This is a genomic window from Flavisphingomonas formosensis (genome assembly GCF_009755815.1).
Classification (GTDB): Bacteria; Pseudomonadota; Alphaproteobacteria; order Sphingomonadales; family Sphingomonadaceae; genus Flavisphingomonas; species Flavisphingomonas formosensis.
This window is the reverse complement of the sequence record NZ_WRPK01000002.1, coordinates 483,193-502,818: the sequence shown is the minus strand read 5'-3', so window position 1 is coordinate 502,818 and position 19,626 is coordinate 483,193. Positions and strand designations below refer to the sequence as shown.

Below are 19,626 nucleotides of genomic sequence, written 5' to 3'. Positions count from 1 at the left end.
TTGCGTGGGCGAAGCTGTGGATGGCGTGCGGAATGAGATCGACCCGATCGCGCTGAAGGCCAAATATCTGGCCGAGCGGGACAAGCGCCTGCGCGAGGATGGCGTCGAGCAATATATCCCGGTATCCGGCCGCTTCGCCCATTTTTCGGCCGACCCCTATGCCGAGCGTATCGAGCGGGCGCCGCTGTTCGACGAGGCGGAGGTGGTGATCGTCGGCGGCGGCTTCGGTGGCTTGCTGACGGCGGCGCGTCTGCGCGAGGCCGGCGTGGAAGATATTCGCATCGTCGAGAAGGGCAGCGATTTCGGCGGCACCTGGTATTGGAACCGCTATCCCGGCGCCGCCTGCGACATTGAATCCTACATATATATTCCGCTGCTCGAAGAGGTCGGCACCATGCCGACCGAGAAATATGCCAAGGCGCCGGAGATTCTCGCTCACGCCCAGGCGGTCGCGCGCAAATATGATCTCTACCGCCAGGCGCTGCTGCAGACCGAAGTGCGCGAACTGCGCTGGGACGAGGCGATCGCCCGCTGGATCGTCGCCACCGATCGCGGAGACAGGGTGAAGGCCCGGTTCGTCGTGCTCGGCGCCGGCTTCCTGCAGCAGCCCAAGCTGCCCGGCATTCCCGGCATCGAAAACTTCAAGGGCCACGCCTTCCACACCAGCCGATGGGACTATGGCTATACGGGCGGCCACTCGAAAGGCGAGCTGACCGGCCTTGCCGACAAGGCTGTCGGCATCATCGGCACGGGCGCGACGGGCGTGCAGTGCATTCCGCATCTCGGCGCATGGGCGAAGCAGCTTTTCGTGTTCCAGCGTACCCCCTCGATGGTGGGCTACCGCGGCAACCGCCCGACCGATCCCGAATGGGTGAAGACGCTGACGCCGGGCTGGCAGAAGCGGCGGATGGACAATTTCAACATATTGGTGAGCGGCGGTACGCAGGACGAGGATCTGGTCGGCGACGGCTGGATCGACGTGTTCCGTAACCTGCCCGGCGTGCTGGTCGACAATATGCCCGCCGAGATCGCCGAGCCTGCGCAGATGGCGGATTACCGGAAGATGGAAGAGATACGCGCGCGCATCGATTCCATCGTCACCGACAAGGCGACGGCGGAGGCGCTGAAACCCTGGTATAATCAGTTCTGCAAGCGGCCCTGCTTCCACGACGAATATCTGCCGACATTCAATCGGCCGAACGTGACCCTGGTCGATACCCAGGGCAGGGGTGTCGAGCGCATCACCGAGACGGGGGCCGTCGTCGATGGAAAAGAATATCCGCTCGATTGCCTGATCTTCGCGACCGGCTTCGAAGTCGGCACCAGCTACAAGCGGCAGACGGCGATGGACATTATCGGCCGCGGCGGCATCACGCTGACCGACAAATGGCGGGACGGCATCACCACCCTGCACGGCATGCACGTGCACGGCTTTCCCAACGCCTTCCTGATCTCGGCCACGGCCCATGTCGGCGGCACGCCGAACGTCCTCCACATCGTCGGGGAGATCACCGCGCATATCGCCCACATCATCGCCGAGACGCGGGCGCGCGGCGCGCATGTCGTCGAGGTGACGCAGGATGCGGAGCAGGCGTGGTGCGACACCATCGTGCGCATGGCCGTCCCCGCCGCGCGCTTCAATGAGGAATGCACCCCCAGCTATCGCAACAACGAAGGCAAGATGACCGAGGCCGATCTGCGCAGCAGCTTTTACGGGGGCGGTTCGGTCGGCTACTCCGCGCTGCTGGAGCAGTGGCGCGACGCCGGCACGCTGGAAGGGCTGGCCCTGCGCAAGGGGTGATCGGGGCAGCCGGAAGAACAAGCACAGGGCGGGAGAAGATGATGACGGCGAAGGAAGCGTTCGAGGGCGGCGTTGCCGTGATCACCGGATCGGGCAGCGGCATCGGCGAAGGGATTGCACGTCACGCGGCGGCGCTGGGCATGAGGGTGGTGCTCGCCGACATAGCCGAGGACCGCATCGCCCGCGTCGCCGCGGACATAGAAGCGGACGGCGGCACGGCGATGCCGGTGCCGACCGACGTCACCGATGCCGCTGCGCTCAATCGGCTCGCGGCGATCGTCCAGGATCGCTGGGGTGATGTGCGTCTGCTGATCAACAACGCCGGCATCGAGACCATGGGCTATAGCTGGGAGGTGTCGGCGGAGACCTGGGACCGTATCATCGCGATCAACATCGCCGGTGTCGTCCACGGGGTTCGCGCCTTTCTTCCGCGCATGCTGGCGAGCGGCAAGCGCGGCTATGTCGCCAATGTCTCCTCGGTCGGCGGGCTCGGCATGATGCCCACGCAGACCGCCTATATTCTGACCAAGCACGCCGTCCTCTCCTTCTGCGAATGCCTTTCGCTGGAGATGCAGGCGGTGGATGCGCCTATCCACGTTTCGGCGATCCTGCCCGGCCCGGTCGCGACCCGCATCTTCCGGGATTCGCCCGTGGGCGGCGCCCGCGATTTCGTGGAGGCGCAGCGCGCTTATATGGAGAATATGGTGCAGGGCGGCCTTACCGGGCTGGAGGCCGGCAGGATCATCCTGGATGGCATCGCCGCCAGGCAATTCTGGATATCGACCCATCCCGAGGTGATGGCGGCGATGGCCAGGGATCGCGGCGCCCACCTCAGCGAACTTCAGACGCCGACCCTGCCCGACGGTGTCCGCGCCTTCCTCAACCAGCAATATTCGGAGGCTGGCGGCCTCAAGGGCTATCGGCAGTAGCGGTCGGGCCGGTCCCGCTTACCGCAGGTCCGGCGTCACCTGTTCTGCCGCCGCGCCGCGCGCCTTGCGTTTCAGCAGCGTCGCCGGCCGTCGTTCCTCGGCCACCTTGAACAGCGAATAGGTGCGGTCGACATAGTTGGCGACGCCGCGAATGCCTTCCAGATATTCCTTGAGGTCCGGCGTCAGCTCCGCTTCGAACATGCGCACCGGCCGCGAAGGATCATGCGTCTCGAAGCGGACGTGGAACCAGGGTTCGCCCCGCCGCAGCACCAGCGGCTTGCCGGGCTCATACCATTCGAACGCCCACATCATCCGCCGCGGCCAGATATGGATCGGCAGCCGCCCCGCGATGAGCTGGCCCGGCCACGGATCCGGCCGATAGTGCGTCATCGGCGGAAGCTGCGTCATGTAGACCGGCTCGTCCGACAGGAAGATATAAGGCGTGATGAGCTGCAGGATCGGCCGCTCGGGATGCCGCCATTCCTTCTGGCCGACCAGCGAGACCATCGAATTGAGCGTCTTGTTGCGGATCGAGGACTGGTCGCCGTCGAGATTGACGAGCGTCGCCTTGCCCTCCTTGTCCTTGCGGAAGCCGAGCTTGAGGTCGATCGGGCAGGGTATGTCGAACATCCGCCCTTCATGGTCGACGACCGCCGGGCAGTAGCTCACCGCCTTCGCATGGGCGGGCGGAGGATCGCTGCGCACGATCCGGCGCGGCTCCCCCCAGACGAAGCGTGCCTGATCGGTCTCGAGCAGCCAGCCCACGTCGACCATCCGGTTGCTCGACGGCTTCGCCCAGGCCGGCCAGGTGGAGGGATCGCGCGATGCGGAGGCCGGGGCGTCCGCAACCGGATGCTCATTGTCCATGCCTGATCCCCTGTCCCTTCTCGCGTGCCCCCGGTGCCTACACCGATTCAGGGCGCCAGGCCGAGAAGTTTTGTATCCGGGGGTTGCGCGGGGAACTGCCGGGCGCATCATGCGGTTAGCGACGGCGGATGGACGGAGAGCCATGAGTCGAACGACGGCCGGAAGCCTGGGACGGAAAGGGCGCGCATGAGCACCAGCCTCGCCGCGCCCTGCGACGAGGCCGCCGCGCAGGCGGCGGAAGCCGGAACGGTTGCCCGTCCCGGCTGGACGCTTGCCGCCACCATGTGCGCGTCGAGCCTGGCCTTCATCGACGGGTCGGTGATGAACGTCGCCCTGCCGGCGATCGAAAGCAGCTTCCACGCCACTCCCGCCAATCTGCAATGGACGATCAACGCCTATCTGCTGCCGCTGTCCGCCTTGCTGCTGCTCGGCGGCGCGGCCGGGGATCATTATGGCCGCCGCCGGCTGCTCGTCATGGGTGTCGCCCTGTTCGCGCTCGCCTCGGTGCTGTGCGCGCTGGCGCCGAACCTGCCCGTGCTGCTCGCCGCGCGCAGTCTCCAGGGCGTCGGCGCGGCGATGCTGATGCCGAACAGCCTCGCCATCCTCGGCAATGCGTTTTCCGGCGAAGCGCGCGGGCGGGCGATCGGCACCTGGGCTGCAGCCGGCGCGATCGCCAGCGCGGTGGGGCCGCCGCTGGGCGGCTGGCTGGTCGACGGGGTCGGCTGGCGTGCCATCTTCTTCCTGAACCTGCCCGTCGCGGCTGCGGCGATCCTCATCGCCCGGCGCTTCGTCGCCGAAAGCGCGGCGGGCACGCAGCCGCTCGACTGGGCCGGCGCGCTGCTCGCTACGGGTGCGCTCGGCGCGCTCACCTGGGGGCTCACCCTCTGGTCCAGCCACCATATGCTCTCGCCCGCCGTGCTCGCCGGCGTCGGTGCGGGCCTGCTGATGCTGCTGCTCTTCGTGCTCGCCGAGCATCGCCGCGGCGAGGATGCGATGATGCCGCTCGCCCTGTTCGGATCGCGGCCGTTCGTCGGCCTGACGGTGCTGACCTTCCTGCTCTACGGCGCGCTCGGCGGCCTGCTGGTGCTGCTTCCCTATGTGCTGATCGTCGGCGGCGGCTATTCTCCGCTCGCGGCCGGCACGGCGCTGCTTCCCTTTTCGATCGTGATCGGCCTTGCCTCGCGATTGATGGGGCGGCTCACCGAAAGGCTCGGGCCGCGCTGGCCGCTTTCGATCGGGCCGATCGTCACCGGCCTCGGCTTCCTGCTGATGACGCGGCTCGATCCGCTCGCATCCTATTGGAACGGGGTGATGCCCGGCATGATCGTCGTCGCCCTCGGCATGGCCGGCGCGGTCGCGCCGCTCACCACCGCCGTCCTCTCCTCGGTCGATGCCCGCCATACCGGCACCGCTTCCGGCTTCAACAGCGCGATCGCGCGTACCGGCGGGCTGATCGCGACCGCGCTCGCCGGTGCCGTGATCGCCAGCGGAGGGGCGGCGCTGATCGCGGCCTTCCACGGCGCAGCCCTGGTCTGCGCGCTGCTCGCCATGGCCTCCGGTGTCGTCGCCTGGCTGACGCTCGATGCGCGCCCGCGGGGCGGCACGGCATGAACCCGCGCAGCGCCGGCGTGCTGCTCTATCGCCGCCGCGATGGCCGTCTTGAGGTGCTGCTCGTCCATCCCGGCGGCCCCTATTGGCGCAGCAAGGATATGGGCGCCTGGCAGATCCCTAAGGGCGCGATCGAGCCGGACGAGGCGGACGATGCCGCCGCCCGGCGCGAGGTGGAGGAGGAACTCGGCATCGCCCTCGCCGGCGACCTCCAGCCGCTGATGGAGATCCGCCAGGCGGGCGGCAAGCGCGTCCAGGCCTTTCTGCTGGAGCAGGATGTCGATGCCGATGCGATCCGCAGCATGACCTTCGAGATCGAATGGCCGCCCCGCAGCGGCCGCATGCAGACCTTTCCGGAGGTGGATGCCGCCCGCTGGTTCGGGCTGGCCGATGCGCGCGCGATGATGTTGCCGAGCCAGCAGCCGCTGCTCGATCAGCTCGAGCTGGTGCTGGCCGGCGCGGCCTGAGCCTCGGCGCGCTCGGCGGCGGCGCGCTCCAGCGCCACGTCCCGCACGCACATCCACGAATCGCGCTCCCGTTGCGCGTCGGCGAGCGCCCGGTGCAGGGGCGGCGTGCGCCCGCCGCGCAATTCCGCCAGCACCAGCGTTTCCTTGACCGCGCGGCTCAGCGCCGCCGGCGGAACGGCCGGTTTCAGCACCTCGATCGCCGCTTCGATCCGCGCCGCCTCCGTCGCGCGCAGCCGCAAGGAGTGTCGCGGCAGTCCGGCCGCGCGCAGCAGCGTGCTCAGCCATTTCCCGTCCCAGGACGGCGCGCTGGCGAACAGCGCGTGGCCGGTCAGCGCCTCCACCATCCGCTGCGCGACCGCCTGGTGCGACTCGCCTTCGGCAAGCAGCGTCGCGCGCTCGATATGGTGGATCTCGGCCGATCGCGGATCCCAATCGTCCCAGTCCGGCGCCGGCCGGATCAGATGCGTTTCGGACACACCGTCCTCGAACACCCACGCAACCTCGATCGGATAACTCTGCTTGGCGAGCGAGGATGCTTCGAAATCGAGGAAGGCGCGCATGGTCAGCGAATATACCAGGCGGGCCGGTGTTTGCGACGGGCTGGAACAGGGTGTCGCGGCTGGCTTGCAAACGGGCCTGGATCGAGTCGAATCATCACAGGCCCACCGTAGCGACCACGCCCAAAACGGCGTGCTATTTTGGCAACATCACCCATTTTATCGGCAAACCGTTTCAATATTGCGCCAGAATGTTGTCGTCGATACGCTCAGGGGCGATCAACGAAGGAGAGTGCCTCATGAAGCTGCGTTCCGCGATCCTGCTCGGTCTCCTGGTCTCCACCGCCGCCTGCAAGCCTGCCGAGACGAGCACCGGCCCGACGATGAGCTACGCGTCCGGGGAGCAGGATGGGCTCGCCCCGCCATCGGGCGAGCGCTACGACGGCAAGCCGGTGGCTCCCGTGCGGGCCGTCGCCGACGCCCCGGTCTCGACCTTCGCCGTGGATGTCGACACGGGCAGCTATGCCAATGTGCGCCGCTTCCTGAACAAGGGCTCTCCGCCGCCGCCCGACGCCGTCCGTACCGAGGAGATGCTGAACTATTTCCGCTACGATTACCCCCGTCCTGCGGACCGCGGCCGTCCCTTCACCGTCTCGACCGACCTGGCGACGACGCCCTGGAATCCCGAGACGCGGCTGCTGCGCATCGGCATCCGCGGTTATGATCTGCCGCGCAGCCAGCGGCCGGCCGCCAATCTGGTCTTCCTGCTGGACGTGTCGGGATCGATGGACGAACCGGACAAGCTGCCGCTGGTCAAGAGCGCGCTCGCCCTGCTCGCCGATCAGTTGACGCCGCGCGATCGGGTTTCGATCGTCGTCTATGCCGGCGCCGCTGGCGTCGTGCTGGATCCGACCAGCGATCCCGCCACGATCAAGGCGGCGCTCGACCAGTTGCAGGCGGGCGGATCGACCGCCGGCGGCGAGGGCATCGAGCTCGCTTATGCATTGGCGCGGCAGAACCGCATCGCCGATGGCGTCAACCGCGTGATCCTGGCGACCGACGGCGATTTCAACGTCGGCTTGACCGACACGGACGCGCTCGAAGCGTTGGTGAAGAGCAATCGCGACGACGGCATCACCCTCACCACACTCGGCTTCGGCGAGGGCAATTACAACGAAGCGATGATGGAGCGCATCGCCGATGTCGGCAACGGCAACTATGCCTATATCGACAGCGCGATGGAAGCCCGCAAGGTATTGGACGAGGAGCTCCAATCCACGCTGTTCACCATTGCCAAGGACGTCAAGGTCCAGGTCGAGTTCAATCCCGCTATCGTCTCCCAATATCGTCTGATCGGCTATGAGAACCGCGCGCTCGCCGAGCAGCAATTCGATGACGACAAGGTGGATGCCGGCGATATCGGCGCCGGTCATCAGGTGACGGCCATCTATGAGATCGTGCCCGCAGGCGGCAAGGGCTGGTCGACCGAGCGGCACTTCGCCGCCAATCGCACGGCCGATGCCGCGCCGCACGGTTCCGGCGAACTCGCCTGGCTGAAGCTGCGCTACAAGCTGCCCGATGGCGACCGATCCGCGCTGATCGAGCAGCCGATCGGCGCCGACCTGATCCGCACTGCCGCCGCCCCGCACGGCGACATGGCCTTCGCCGCCGCCGTCGCGGCCTTCGGCCAGCGCCTGCGCGGAGACACTTATCTCGGCGACTTCAGCTTCGCCGACATGCGCCGCCTTGCCGGCCCGCAGCAGGATTATTGGCGGCAGGAATTCCTGAAGCTGACCGAACTCGCCGAATCCCGGCGCGGCGAGGACGGGCGCCGGAGCGAAAGCTTCTGATCGATGATCGGGAGGGGAGGGGGTATCCCCTCCCGCAGGCCCCAACGTTCCAAGCTTGTCCGCTGGCGGCGCGGTGCACGGCCACAGCTGCCGGTCAACAGTCGCCTGGATATCGCCACGCCCGGCAACGATCTCTCGGCGCCTTCTGACCACCATCGCCATTCTCCGGCGGTCGCAGGGATGCGTCGAGCCATTGATTGTCGTGGTGACTTGGCATAATACGCGCACCACTGTTTCTCGAACGAAGGAAAGGAGTGAGCACATGCGAGCCGCAACCGCACCCGTCATCACTCCCGTTTTCCAAGTTCAGGAACATAGCACATGGGCAATTCCTGTGCGGGTGACTTTGGTCGCCTGACCCATTTTCGCGGCCATGGTGCCGCATCCATTTCTCCTGTTTCACGTCCGCCGATCGGTATCTCCGCTTTTGGGGAGGGCCGCGATGCGCGCTGACATGTTCAAGGTCATTGTCGAGTGTCCCCGCTGGGGCTCGCGTCATGCACCTCCGGTAAAGCTCAAGAAGGACAACAACGACTTCAAGCACATCGGTTTGAAAAGGCACGTCCGCGAACGCGCCGACCATAGCAAATCGCTCAACGAGAATCTCGCGCCGCTCGTCCGCTTCCTTCAGCGGCGGGTGGGACGTCGCTGGGATGACGTGTTCAGCGAAATCTGTGCGCAGCTCGACACCGGCAGCACGGTGAAGATGCATGTCCGCCAGCACCTGCGCGATTTCGTGATCTTCGGCATCTCGCAGGGGCGGCGTGGCGAGCTGTTGCACGATGGCCATATCCTTCGCCCGGACCTGCGCAACTGCCGTGGCCGGGAACTTTATGTCGATCCGCGCGACGGCGTGCTGAAGGATCGCGTGTGGTTCTGGCGCGATCAGGGGCATGTCGTCCCGCCCGGCAGGCGCCACCCCGGAGGGAAGGATGCGGCCCGATGACCGGCGCAACCATCCATATCGTGGCATCGCCCGAAAGCTGGATCGAGCAGACGGCGGTGGACCAGCTCCACAACACCGCGCGGCTCGATGGTATCGATCGCATCGTCGGATTGCCCGATCTGCATGCCGGACGCGGCATTGCGGTCGGCGCGGCCTTCTGGTCACGCAGCCATGTCTACCCCCACCTGGTCGGCAGCGACATCGGCTGCGGGATGGGCTTGTGGCGCTCCGCCTTGCCGCTCCGCAAGTTCCGGCTGGACGCCGCCGAGCGCAAGCTGGGAGGACTGGACGCCCCCTGGTCGGGCGATGGTGCCGTGCGCCTGGCCGAGGCGGGGCTGGCGTCCGATCTTGCCGGCGAAGCGCTGGGCACGATCGGCGGCGGCAACCATTTTGCCGAACTGCTGCGGGTCGAGACGGTGCATGGGGATGGGGACGCGGCGGTTGATCCCGCCGCTCTCTATCTGATGGTGCACAGCGGATCGCGGGGACTGGGCCAGGCGATCCTGGACGGGCATCTGGCACGGCATAATGTCGGTGGATTGCTTGCCAGCGATCCAGCCTGTGCGGCCTATCTGGCCGCGCACGACAATGCCAGGCATTGGGCCGCGCTCAACCGCGAACTGATCGCCGAGCGGTTCCTCGACCGCCTCGGCACCAGTGGCGAGCGACTGCTCGATATCTGCCACAACAGCGTGACGCCGCATCAGGGCGGCTGGCTGCACCGGAAAGGCGCGGCGCCGGCGGACAAGGGAATGGTCGTCATTCCCGGATCGCGCGGCGACATGACCTATCTGATCCGGCCCCGGCTGGAACAGGCGGACACGGCGCTGCATTCGCTGGCGCATGGTGCCGGCCGCAAATGGAGCCGCAGCGAGGCGAAGGACAAGCTCGTCCGCCGGTTCAGCATCGCCGATCTCGAGCGGACGAAACTGGGCAGTCGGGTGATCTGCGAAGATCGTGACCTGATCTATGAGGAGGCGCCTCAGGCGTACAAGGACATCCATCAGGTCGTGCGCGATCTCGAAACGGCGGGGCTAGTCGATCTGATCGCGACACTGCGCCCGCTTCTCACCTACAAGACGAGGCGCGCATGACGGAGATCATCCTGCACCTGTCCTCCGGTCAGGGTCCGAAGGAATGCGAATGGGTCGTGGCCGAGCTGGCCAAGGCCCTATGCCGCGAAGGGAACGCGGCAGGCCTCGCCTGCGAACCGATCGAGCCGATCGACGGGCCGGTCGCGACGGCATTGCTGCGCCTGTCGGGCGAAGGGGCGGAAGCCTTTGCCACATCGTGCATCGGGACGATCCGCTGGATCGGAACCAGCCCGTTCCGCCCTCTCCACAAGCGGCGCAACTGGTTCGTAGGCGTCCAGCCGGTCCGAACCGGCAAGCAGTCACCGGACCTGCATGATGAGGACATTCGCTATGAAACCTTCCGCGCCTCCGGTCCGGGTGGGCAGCATGTCAACAAGACCGATAGTGCCGTTCGTGCCACGCATTTGCCGACGGGCCTTGTCGCGTCGTCCCAGGATCAACGCTCGCAATTCGCCAACAAGAAGATCGCCCGGCTCAAGCTGGCGATGCTGCTCGACGATCGACGACGCGCGGAAAAAGCCGGAGGCAAGCGGGCACTGTGGGATCAGAACCGCGAACTCGAACGTGGCAATGCAGTCCGCACCTACGAGAGCGAGCGGTTCCGGCGGCGCTAGTCGACAACGCCAGTCAGCGGTGGCCGTTTCGCTCTTGGTCCAATATCCGCCAAGGCGAAGTCAGCATCCGTGGCGGACGCTTGTGTCTATTCCGACTGAGAGCCGTCTTTCAGTGCTTGGTCCGGAACGAAGGTTTCGCGTCAAGCGACGTGAAGTCGGCTCCTCGCGGAAGGGAGGAGCCGATTGGTCGGATCTCTATGTTCTCGGCGAGCGCAAGTGCGTCTTCCACGTCGATCTCGAAGCGAAAGCTTTTGATCAAGATCGCGCGGGAGGGAAACCCCCCGTCCCGCAGGTGCTGACGCAGTGGGTTCGCCGACTGGCGGCGCGGCCCCGTGGTCACAGCTGCCGGTCGATAGTCGTCCAGATATCGGCATGCGCTGTTATCGGTCTCCTGGCGGCTTCCGACCAATGCCAGTCGTTTTCTACGTCTGCGCTGAACGTCCGATCCTAACGGAAGCTGCCGTTCGCGCTGGTCAAAGCGGACAGTCGCTGACACGGGTCCGTTCGGTCACGGGATGTCGGACATTGGTAGGCCATTGGCCGAACGTGGATGGCATCCGCTGCCTGAGATTCCGACCAGCCGCGAAGACACCGGCGCTAGTCCCAGCGCCTTCCCAGCGGTGATGCCTGAAAATTCACAGCCGCGGCGGCACCCCAACGGCGCGTAGCGCGAATGTAGTCAGCCATATCGACCCTGTCGCACCAGGGTCGAGACATTCGCGACCAATTCCGCCGGCAACTCGAAAAAATTGAAGGTTGCGTAGAGCGGTTCGAGAAGCGGACGAATGATCTCGGCGAGGTTGGCGTCGATCGCCGCGACGTCGAAGGCGGCGTCCGAGCGGATCTCGCCCTGCTGACTGAGCCGATGAGAGATCACTCGCCGCCCACTGATGCTCGCGAGCATCCGTCCGGCAAGGCCAGTGTGCCCACAAGCGAGCCGGACCGTGACATCGCCCTCCATCAGCTGTCGCGACAGGCTCCCGATATAAAGAAGAACCTCGGCCGTGTGGGCGACTGGCCATTCGATGTCGAGTTCACTTCCCGGTTTGCCCGGCCCTCCTCTCCGATCCGCAATGTCGTCCTCGCGATAGCCGCGCAGGAGAAAGCCAAACCCTTCTGGTGACACCCGCCAGAAGTCGGAGTGTCCAGCGCCATGGTCGCCGACGACCGGAGCCGTGTCGCCACCGATCCAACATTCAACCATCCTTTCGAAAGGATAGGGCTGGATCTCCTTCCTCGTTGGATACCAGAAGGGCGGCCAGCCCGAGAGGTCGACCTCGGCTGCGCGCACCGCCGTGTTGAATGCCCCAGGCGAAAGCGCGCGGCGTCGGCCTTCGAGCGCGAAGGCGAACCACATATAGCCGTGCGGACAACGGGAGGCCGAGTTGGAAGGAAGCTTCGCTATCAGCGTCGTCCAACGTTCGATCGAGCGCTCGATCCATTGATCGAGCGCATCAGGCTCCGGTGACGCCGGCGGCACCGGAACGGCCCCGGTGATCAGTGCCCGAATCTGATCGAACATCTCGTCGCGACGGTTGGAGAGGCAGCGGCCCAAGAGCGCATCCCAATCCTGTGAAGACTGCGGGGTCTCGCTCCGCGGTCCGGGACGGCGGATGTAGATGCTGTTGTCCTTGACGATCTGACCGTTGGGGCCACCGCGCTTCGCACGGATTGGTGCGCGATGGCCGCCGGGGATTACAACGATCGGGTACTCGGCACCATCCGGACCCGCCCGGAGATGGACCGCACAGTGAAACGGCGGATCGGCGTAATAGTGAATGATCCCGTTGACGAGATCCTGGCCGTAGCCCGCCATGCTTGCAGGCCGCCCTTCAGCCTGCACCATGCCTTCCGACGTCTCGGTCATACCAAAAATCACCACGCCGCCGCCGTGATTAGCAAGGGCCAGCGCAGCCTTCGCAAATGTAGCCTTTCCGTCCGGGTCGTCGAGGTCAATCCAGTTCTTGACCTCGACATCGAGGCCTTCGCTCACCGCCACGAGCAGGTCGGACAGTCGATCGGGAATGGAATTAGCCATGACGATCTCATGGCACAGGGTCCACCGGGAGGCCACCTTCAACGAGACCGCCCCCTGCAGCAGCGCGTCCAGAATCGACCAGGGTCAGCCGTTCAGATCAGCCACCGTGAATGTCTGCTCCTGATAGAAGCTGCCGGTGGGCTGCTTCGCAGCGGACCGTCAGGAAGGCGCCCCACTTGCGGTCGTTCCTGGCCAGTTCAGCCGATCCTTGAAGCTGCCGTTCGCCCAGCAGCGAACGGGTATCCCGGGATTAAGGACACGGCCGACTAGCAGATTTCGGTTGAGCTGACGTGGAGAGCCGCTGCTCGCGACGTCCCGTCTTTTTCGAGAGGTTCGCAAATGAGGCGCGGCAGCCGAGCCGAGGAAGTGCGTTTACCACAGGCGACGGCGTAAACTCAGGCCGAGGGGATGGTGACGGCATATCGCAGTTGGCATAACTTGATAAACGATCCCTCGCGCGTTCCAAAACGAGAGCAGATGATGACCGAAGCTGGCGGCCCGACTACCCAGGCTGGAATATTCTATCAGAATAGCGTGGCGGCGATTGCATTGGCCGACCTTCTTGAACTTCGTCCTCAATCGCCGAAGGAGCGCGTTGTCGAAGTGCGGGTCGAGGCACCCGAGAATGTTGACGACATTGTCATTCGCTATGCTGACGGCCATCACCTCTTTCAGAGCGTCAAGCTCAACGTTCAACCGGGCTCCGACCCTTGGAAGCGGCTTTGGCAAAGCCTCGAAGCCCAGCGGTTGCGTGGCCGGACTGAGGATCGGTTCGCTGTCGTTTTTGGCGAGTCCAACGCAACAGCCGATGGGCTGATCGAATTATGCGAGCGTGCCAAATCCTCCGTCGATGATGCGGAATGGAAAGAGCGCCTGACGCAATCACAAACCAAACTCCTCGAAGCGGTTGAAGCTGCACTTGGCGCGACGAATGTGCTGGAGCTTCTGCGCAAGGTCGACGTGACGGTGATGACACACCGACAGATCGAGAGCGATTTTGACCGCCGTCGTTTGGCAGATGCGTTTGCACTTCCCGCCAACCTTCTCGGCAGCCTTCGGGATATCGCCGGCGGGGGCGGGCGCACCAGGGCGGTATTCCTTGCCACGCCGCTGCGGCGAAGGCTGCAAGAGGAATACGGAATTGAAGTCGGTGAACCATCGGAGTGGGGCCTGCCCGCCTACAGATCGGCCATCGCCCGGCTCGCGCGCATCGACATCCCGGGAACCGGAATGTCCGGCCCGACAACCGAACTTTTTGTATGGCCTACCGCGCGTAGCTATGATCGCGCCAGAATTGCCGATTTTGAGGACGAGGAACTTTCTTGGCGCGAAGCGGCGGACGATAGCGTCATCGATCTTCGGGCATTTCCTTCGCCTTCGATGGACCGCTGTATCGTTGTCGCTGGCCCCGGCTATGGCAAGTCTGCCTTGATGTGGGCGGTGGCCGAGCGCCTAGCTTTAGCCCCGCAGGTACCGGTCATCATTCCGCTCGCCTCTTTGGCCGCAAGCGATCTCGCAATTCTGGATTTCCTCTCCACGCACATCAACAGCGAGATGAGCGTCCGCCCGGATTGGCAGAGGCTGGCGGAGCAAGGGCTTCTTACTCTGCTCTTGGATGGGCTTGACGAAATCCCAGCCGCTATGCGGCCGACAGTCCTGCATCGCCTTGCCACTTTCTCTGCGCGCTTCCCTCTCGTTCCGTGGATGCTCAGTGTGCGCGACCCCTCGGTCCTCACAAGCGCGATCGACGGCGAACTCATCGAACTCACGCCCCTCTCCAACGACGACATTCTCCGCTTTGCGGAAACGATGAAGAAACGCCTACCCAAGCTGGATCAATGGGATTTCCTCGAGCGGCTTCGCGCCTACCCGGACCTTGAACGCTTAGCGCGCATCCCCCTGTTCCTGGCGATGCTCCTCGCCATCTCCCAACAACCGGGCAGCATTCCCACCACTCGTGCTGATTTGATCGAGAGGTATCTAAAGACGCTCTTTGCCCCGCACGAACATAAGGCGGTGGGACATGCGGATCAAAGCGTGTCGGCTCTGCGCGCTATCGCCGAGCAACTCGCCTTCGAGCGGTTGGAGCGACAGGAGATTGGCGCAAGCGAGCGGGAAGTCCTTGACGTGATCCGCCGGTCTGCGCCAGCCCTTGACGCTGATCAAATCCTCAGTCGCCTTCGGGCCAATGGCATTCTGCGGCCACAGAGTTCGATCAGGCTCCAATTCCCGTTTCCAATTGTTCAGGAATATCTCGCTGCCTGCCATCTGGTCCGTGAATGGCCGGATACGCTTGCCAGTCGCATCGACGACGCGATCCAGCGTCCTTGGGCGCAAGTGATCCAATTTGCATTGGAGTTGCATCCGGCACCAACGCCGGTGATCCGGGGAATGCTTGATCGTCCGGATGACGCCTTTGCGACGGGGCTGCGACTGGTGGGTCGATGCATCGTCAACGGGGCGGTGGTCGATGAGGAAGTGCGCCAGGAAGTGGAGAGACGCCTGGTTGCTTTCTGGGTCGGGGCACCAACAGATGCGCGGAAAAAAGTTGGGCGACTTCTAACCGACGGGTTTACTGAGCCCCTTAGCCCAGACCTCGCAGCCGCGCTCCACAATGTTTGGCTGATGCATGACGGAGCCGGAGACATTCTTTCGGCGCTAAAGAACAAGGAGCTCACGCTAAGCTTAGTGCGCTACCTGATTGAGCGCGGACCGAAACGACACTCATTCTACTTCGATCTGAAGGGAGCGATCAGTGCGGCAGGAGACGATGCATTCCACCTGATATTGGCGCGTGTGCGGAAACTCAGATTGAGCGCTGATGCTCGTGAGGGTTGCGGCGACCTGCTGGCCCATTTCACGCCGGGGAGCGTTTCGCGTGATTTGGCGCTGACGGTTGCCTTGGATGAAAAGCTGCCGGACAAGATACGCGTCGAAGCCGCGTGTATCGCGGCTATACCGCTCGATGACCGTCTCATCCCCCTCCTCGAAAAAGTACTCCGTGGCAAACCAGGGAGCAGTCACTATGCAGCCCACAAGGCCTTGGCCTTCTACCCGGATCGGGCGAAGTTCCTTCTAAGCCTGCTACGCGATCCAAAACTCGACAAGAAGAGAAAGCAGGACCTCGCCGGGGCTATCGTGACCATTTTTCCCGACGAAACCGAGCGCGCCGCCTTTATCGCGCAATGCAGGAAGGATCCGTCGCTCGATGCTGAAATTCGATGGGTGATGCAGATTTTCGCAGCGCGCTATGGCAACAGGGCGGCGTTTGCTGACCTCATCCAGCAATTTCAAATTATGCCAGAGATGTTTGTCGGACAGGTCATTTCCCTGTTCGGCCATTTTCCGGGGCGCGAATTGGCCTTGGCGGCTGTGGAGCAACTGCGCAAGCGCCTCTGGAGTGGAAAGGACGTGACGCGCATTGCGAATGCCGCAACCACTGGCATGTTCTACATATATGAGATGGACTTTATGTTTGGCGGGGCGCTCAAGACGGCACCGCCCCACGCCGGTGTTTCGGATTTCATGGGTTTTGTTGCGGAAGCGGCGAGCCGGAATGACCTCACCGAAAGCCAAAGGCTCTCTCTCCTAGCCGCAGCTTCGAGCTTGGGCTCAGAAGCTTCGATGACCCAGCTTGAGCAGAAGGTGATGGCCGTCAATCCCGACGATCCGATCTACGACGATGATGACATGGGCTATTCTGTTAACGCGGCGATCCGGGCGGTCCGTAAACGCAAGGTGATGATACCGCTCGCCACCGCTGCGCGCTTCGTTCGCGCGAAGCTTCCCAACGTTCCGATGTCGGGCATTTCTGCCATTGAGGCACACGCTGACCGGGAGGCGCTCGACCTGCTCGTTGATTTGCATCGGGAACTCGACGGCTGGCACGAGCGCGACATGCTCGCCAACGCGATTGAACGGTTGGCAGCGAGACTCTCAGTGACAATTCTGAAGGGGGATAACCGCTTCACGGTAGTGGAGAGGGCACCTCGAATTTCTCCCTAAATATATCTTGCGCTCCTAATGGGAAATCGCCGTGAGAAGGTAACCGTGCACGTGAGGGTTTTTCGCCGCGTGGGGTCCGTGCGCCTAGGTCTGCTTCGCGCCAAAGTGCACTAGAAACTTGCCAGTCTGCACCCGGCCCAGCTTTTGTCGCTCTGCGATGCCACTGGGACAAACGCCGAATGTCTGCTCCAGGCAAGAGCTGACGTTCCGCCCGCCGCTTTTGAACGGCAGGAAGGTCCCATTTGAAGGCGTCAGAAGCAACCGCTCCGAACCATCGCTTTGCACCGATGCCGCCTGTAGCGGCGCCCGTCCTACGTGCTGCTTAAGTGAGCCGAGTCCGCGTCTGACCGAACCCCGCTATCCTTCGTCGAGATGGTTCGAACGGGGGGTCTCTCGCCTCACAGACCGCCTCCTACCGTCCACCCGAGGGTCAGCACCTATGGGCACCCCTCCCTTCCTTTTTCTAATTTCAGAACTTGCGCCGCACATTCACCCCGATCGTTCGGGGCGTCGCGCTGGTCACCGCATAGCTGTTGATGAAGGCCGATCGTGTCGCCCGGTTGATCGCCACCGAATTGAACAGGTTGGCGGCATAGACATAGACGCCCCACACGCCGTCCGGTGCTTCCACGCCCAGCCTGGCATTGGCCAGCGCATAGTCCGCGATGCGCACCCGATAGGGATTGGTCGGCCGGAACTCGGAATAGGAGGTGCCGAAATAATTGGCGTCGATCCGCGCGTAGAGGTCGGTGCCGCGGGTCAGGGGGTGGCGATATTCGGCGCCCGCGCTTGCCGTCCAATGCGGGATGAAGGGCAGGCGGTCGCCCTTGCGTCCCGCCGCGACGACGAAATCGTTGATCTGGTCCTCGGTCAGCTTGGCGTCGAGATAGGTGGCCGTGGCGAACAGGTTCAGCCCCTCCGCCGGCCGGCCGCTCAGTTCCAGTTCCGCGCCGCGCACGCGCGAGGCGCCGACATTGGTGATGTAGGAATAGAAGCCGTTGGGCGTCGTGCCGCTCACCTGCATGTTCTTCCAGTCGATCTGGAAGATCGCGGTATTGATGGTCACGTGCCGGTCGAAAAAGGCAGTCTTGGCGCCGAGTTCATAGTTCCACAGCTTGTCGGATTTATAGGCGATCAGCGAATCCGGCAGCCCGATCGTCTGATTGGCCCCGCCCGGCCGCGTGCCCTGCGCGGCCAGTGCATAGACCATGATGTCGCGGGTCACGCGATATTCGCCGTTGAACTTGAACAGCCAGCCATTCTGGTCGGTCTTCACCTTGTAGGGCGGCCGATAGACGGCGCCCAGCACGTTCCACGGCACGTCGGTGCCGCCGGTGATGGTGCGGTCATAGTGGAAATAGCGTACGCCGGCGGTCAGCGTCACCTTGGCCAGCGGTTTCACCGAAACCTCGCCGAAGCCCGCCACCTGCCGATAATGGTCGTTCACGTAGCGATGATAATAGACGGTATCGCCCGTCACCGCGCCGCTGTCGGGATCGGCCGACAGGTCCTCGCTGTCGACATGGTTCTTGCGATCCTCGAGGAACGCGCCGGCCGTCCAGTTGAGCCAATGATCCCCGTTCGAGCTGAAGCGCAGCTCGTGCGTGCGGTCCTTCGTCCAGCCCGGCGTCTGGAAAGCGACCGGGATGAAGCCGTCCAGATAGGCGTAGAAGGCGGGGAGCTGCGCATCGCTGCAGGCCGCGCCGCCGTTCACGATCCGCGCGCAGCCCGCCGGCGTGCGCTGGGTGAGCACGGTGAAGCTGTCGTCGCCCGACGTGTAGGTGAAGCGGCGATGCTGGTAGGAGGTGACGGCAGTCGCCGTCAGCGGCCCGAGGTCCCAATGCGCGGTGAGATTGTAGATCTGGCTGCGATCCCGATAGGGCAGCTCTATATAGTTCTGGATCTTGTAGCGGCCGACATCGGGATTCCAGGTGTAGGAATAGGCGTCGGTATTCTCGATCAGTGCGCTGCCGTCGATTGTCAGGTTGCTGGCCGGCGTGAAGCGCAGCATCAATCGTCCGCCATTGGCCGCGGAGCTGTTCACATTGTTCCGCCCCAGCCGGATATTGTCGATATAGCCGTCCGAAAAGCGGCGGTAGACCACCGCGCGCACCGCGAGCAGCCCGGGGGCCAGCGGCGCGTTGACCATGCCGTTGAGCGTATAGCTCAGCCCGCCGTCCTTGACGGTGCCTGCGGTGACGTCGGCCGCGCCTTCATACTCCTCGCTCGGCTTGTTGAGGATGATGCGGACCGCCCCGCTCATCGCGCTGGCGCCGTAGAGCGTGCCCTGCGGCCCGCGCAGCACCTCGACGCGCTGCACGTCGAACAGCGAGAAGTCCGGCGTGCGGCCGCCGGCGTCGCTGCCCGTGCCGACATTGCCGGCGATCGGGGTCTCGTCATAATAGAAGCCGACCGTCGGCTCGCCGGCCGACAGGATGCCGCGCAGGCTCAGCCGCCGCTGGCCCGGGCCGTTGTCCTGGATGCGCAGCCCCGGCGTCATCCGTGCCAGGTCGGCGACGTTGGTGGTGCCGGTGTTGGCCAGCGTATCGCTGCTGATCGCGGTGATCGCCAGCGGCGTCTCCTGCACCGTCGTCGCGCGGCGCAGCGCGGTGACCACGATCGATCCATCGTCGCCGGCGGCATCCGCGGACGCGCTCTTGCCTTCCTGTGCTGCCGCAGGATTGGGCAGGACCGCTATAGTCGTCAGTAAGAGAGCATATCGTAGTGCGTGATGTCGGATGAATTTCGTCGAATGAATCCGGTCGATAGCGAATGTCATGATCTATCCCCCTGCCGAACATATTCAGGCAAGGTCTCATGCGAGTGGCCGATCGTCTTGAGACGCTATCCTCTCCCCATCGCAACGATAGACGGATGGCGCTGTGCGGCGTCATAAAAAAGTTCACACAA

Annotated in this window: 13 protein-coding genes; 9 read left to right on the top strand and 4 right to left on the bottom strand. The window is 64.2% G+C overall.

Annotation, left to right across the window (positions count from 1 at the left end):
- Nucleotides 1–4 precede the first annotated feature (4 nt).
- A complete protein-coding gene (locus GQY20_RS08375) occupies nucleotides 5–1,801 on the top strand; it encodes a flavin-containing monooxygenase (protein WP_157216599.1) in 1,797 nt (598 codons plus the stop codon).
- Nucleotides 1,802–1,842: 41 nt separating this feature from the next.
- Complete coding sequence (locus GQY20_RS08370) at nucleotides 1,843–2,730, top strand: SDR family NAD(P)-dependent oxidoreductase (RefSeq protein WP_198350876.1); 888 nt, start codon at nucleotides 1,843–1,845, stop codon at nucleotides 2,728–2,730.
- An 18-nt stretch (nucleotides 2,731–2,748) separates the two neighbouring features.
- On the opposite strand, the gene GQY20_RS08365 is transcribed toward GQY20_RS08370, so the two are convergent.
- Nucleotides 2,749–3,597, bottom strand: coding sequence for a hypothetical protein (locus GQY20_RS08365; RefSeq protein WP_198350875.1), 849 nt, complete (start codon nucleotides 3,595–3,597; stop codon nucleotides 2,749–2,751).
- Nucleotides 3,598–3,783: 186 nt separating this feature from the next.
- Here GQY20_RS08365 and GQY20_RS08360 point away from each other — a divergent pair, with 186 nt between their 5' ends.
- Together GQY20_RS08360 and GQY20_RS08355 are read left to right on the top strand one after the other, a co-directional pair.
- Nucleotides 3,784–5,208, top strand: coding sequence for an MFS transporter (locus GQY20_RS08360; protein WP_157216597.1), 1,425 nt, complete (start codon nucleotides 3,784–3,786; stop codon nucleotides 5,206–5,208).
- A complete protein-coding gene (locus GQY20_RS08355) occupies nucleotides 5,205–5,672 on the top strand; it encodes an NUDIX domain-containing protein (protein WP_157216596.1) in 468 nt (155 codons plus the stop codon). The genes GQY20_RS08360 and GQY20_RS08355 overlap by 4 nt, the downstream gene beginning before the upstream one ends.
- Here GQY20_RS08355 and GQY20_RS08350 read toward each other — a convergent pair.
- The gene (locus GQY20_RS08350; protein WP_157216595.1) at nucleotides 5,639–6,232 is read right to left on the bottom strand and encodes a 3'-5' exonuclease family protein; all 594 of its coding nucleotides are present in this window, start codon (nucleotides 6,230–6,232) and stop codon (nucleotides 5,639–5,641) included. The two genes, GQY20_RS08355 and GQY20_RS08350, sit on opposite strands and share 34 nt — an antisense overlap.
- Nucleotides 6,233–6,468: 236 nt before the next feature.
- On the opposite strand from GQY20_RS08350, the gene GQY20_RS08345 reads away from it, so the two are divergent.
- The 4 genes from GQY20_RS08345 to prfH all read left to right on the top strand — a co-directional run bounded on the left by GQY20_RS08345 (nucleotide 6,469) and on the right by prfH (nucleotide 10,673).
- The gene (locus tag GQY20_RS08345; RefSeq protein WP_157216594.1) at nucleotides 6,469–8,019 is read left to right on the top strand and encodes a vWA domain-containing protein; all 1,551 of its coding nucleotides are present in this window, start codon (nucleotides 6,469–6,471) and stop codon (nucleotides 8,017–8,019) included.
- A gap of 442 nt (nucleotides 8,020–8,461) precedes the next feature.
- Nucleotides 8,462–8,965 (top strand): hypothetical protein, encoded by a 504-nt coding sequence (locus GQY20_RS08340; RefSeq protein WP_232475948.1) that lies wholly within the window; start codon nucleotides 8,462–8,464, stop codon nucleotides 8,963–8,965.
- On the top strand, nucleotides 8,962–10,059 hold the full coding sequence (locus GQY20_RS08335; protein WP_157216592.1) for an RNA ligase RtcB family protein: 1,098 nt from the start codon (nucleotides 8,962–8,964) through the stop codon (nucleotides 10,057–10,059). The genes GQY20_RS08340 and GQY20_RS08335 overlap by 4 nt, the downstream gene beginning before the upstream one ends.
- Nucleotides 10,056–10,673, top strand: coding sequence for a peptide chain release factor H (gene prfH / locus GQY20_RS08330; RefSeq protein WP_157216591.1), 618 nt, complete (start codon nucleotides 10,056–10,058; stop codon nucleotides 10,671–10,673). Before GQY20_RS08335 ends, prfH begins: the two co-directional genes overlap by 4 nt.
- Before the next feature lie 679 nt (nucleotides 10,674–11,352).
- Here the strand turns inward: prfH and GQY20_RS08325 are convergent.
- Complete coding sequence (locus GQY20_RS08325; RefSeq protein WP_157216590.1) at nucleotides 11,353–12,711, bottom strand: AlbA family DNA-binding domain-containing protein; 1,359 nt, start codon at nucleotides 12,709–12,711, stop codon at nucleotides 11,353–11,355.
- Nucleotides 12,712–13,191: 480 nt separating this feature from the next.
- Here GQY20_RS08325 and GQY20_RS08320 point away from each other — a divergent pair, with 480 nt between their 5' ends.
- A complete protein-coding gene (locus GQY20_RS08320; protein ID WP_198350874.1) occupies nucleotides 13,192–16,716 on the top strand; it encodes an NACHT domain-containing protein in 3,525 nt (1,174 codons plus the stop codon).
- 469 nt (nucleotides 16,717–17,185) lie between these two features.
- Here GQY20_RS08320 and GQY20_RS08315 read toward each other — a convergent pair whose 3' ends face one another.
- The gene (locus tag GQY20_RS08315) at nucleotides 17,186–19,495 is read right to left on the bottom strand and encodes a TonB-dependent receptor (protein ID WP_232475947.1); all 2,310 of its coding nucleotides are present in this window, start codon (nucleotides 19,493–19,495) and stop codon (nucleotides 17,186–17,188) included.
- Between the last annotated feature and the right edge of the window lie 131 nt (nucleotides 19,496–19,626).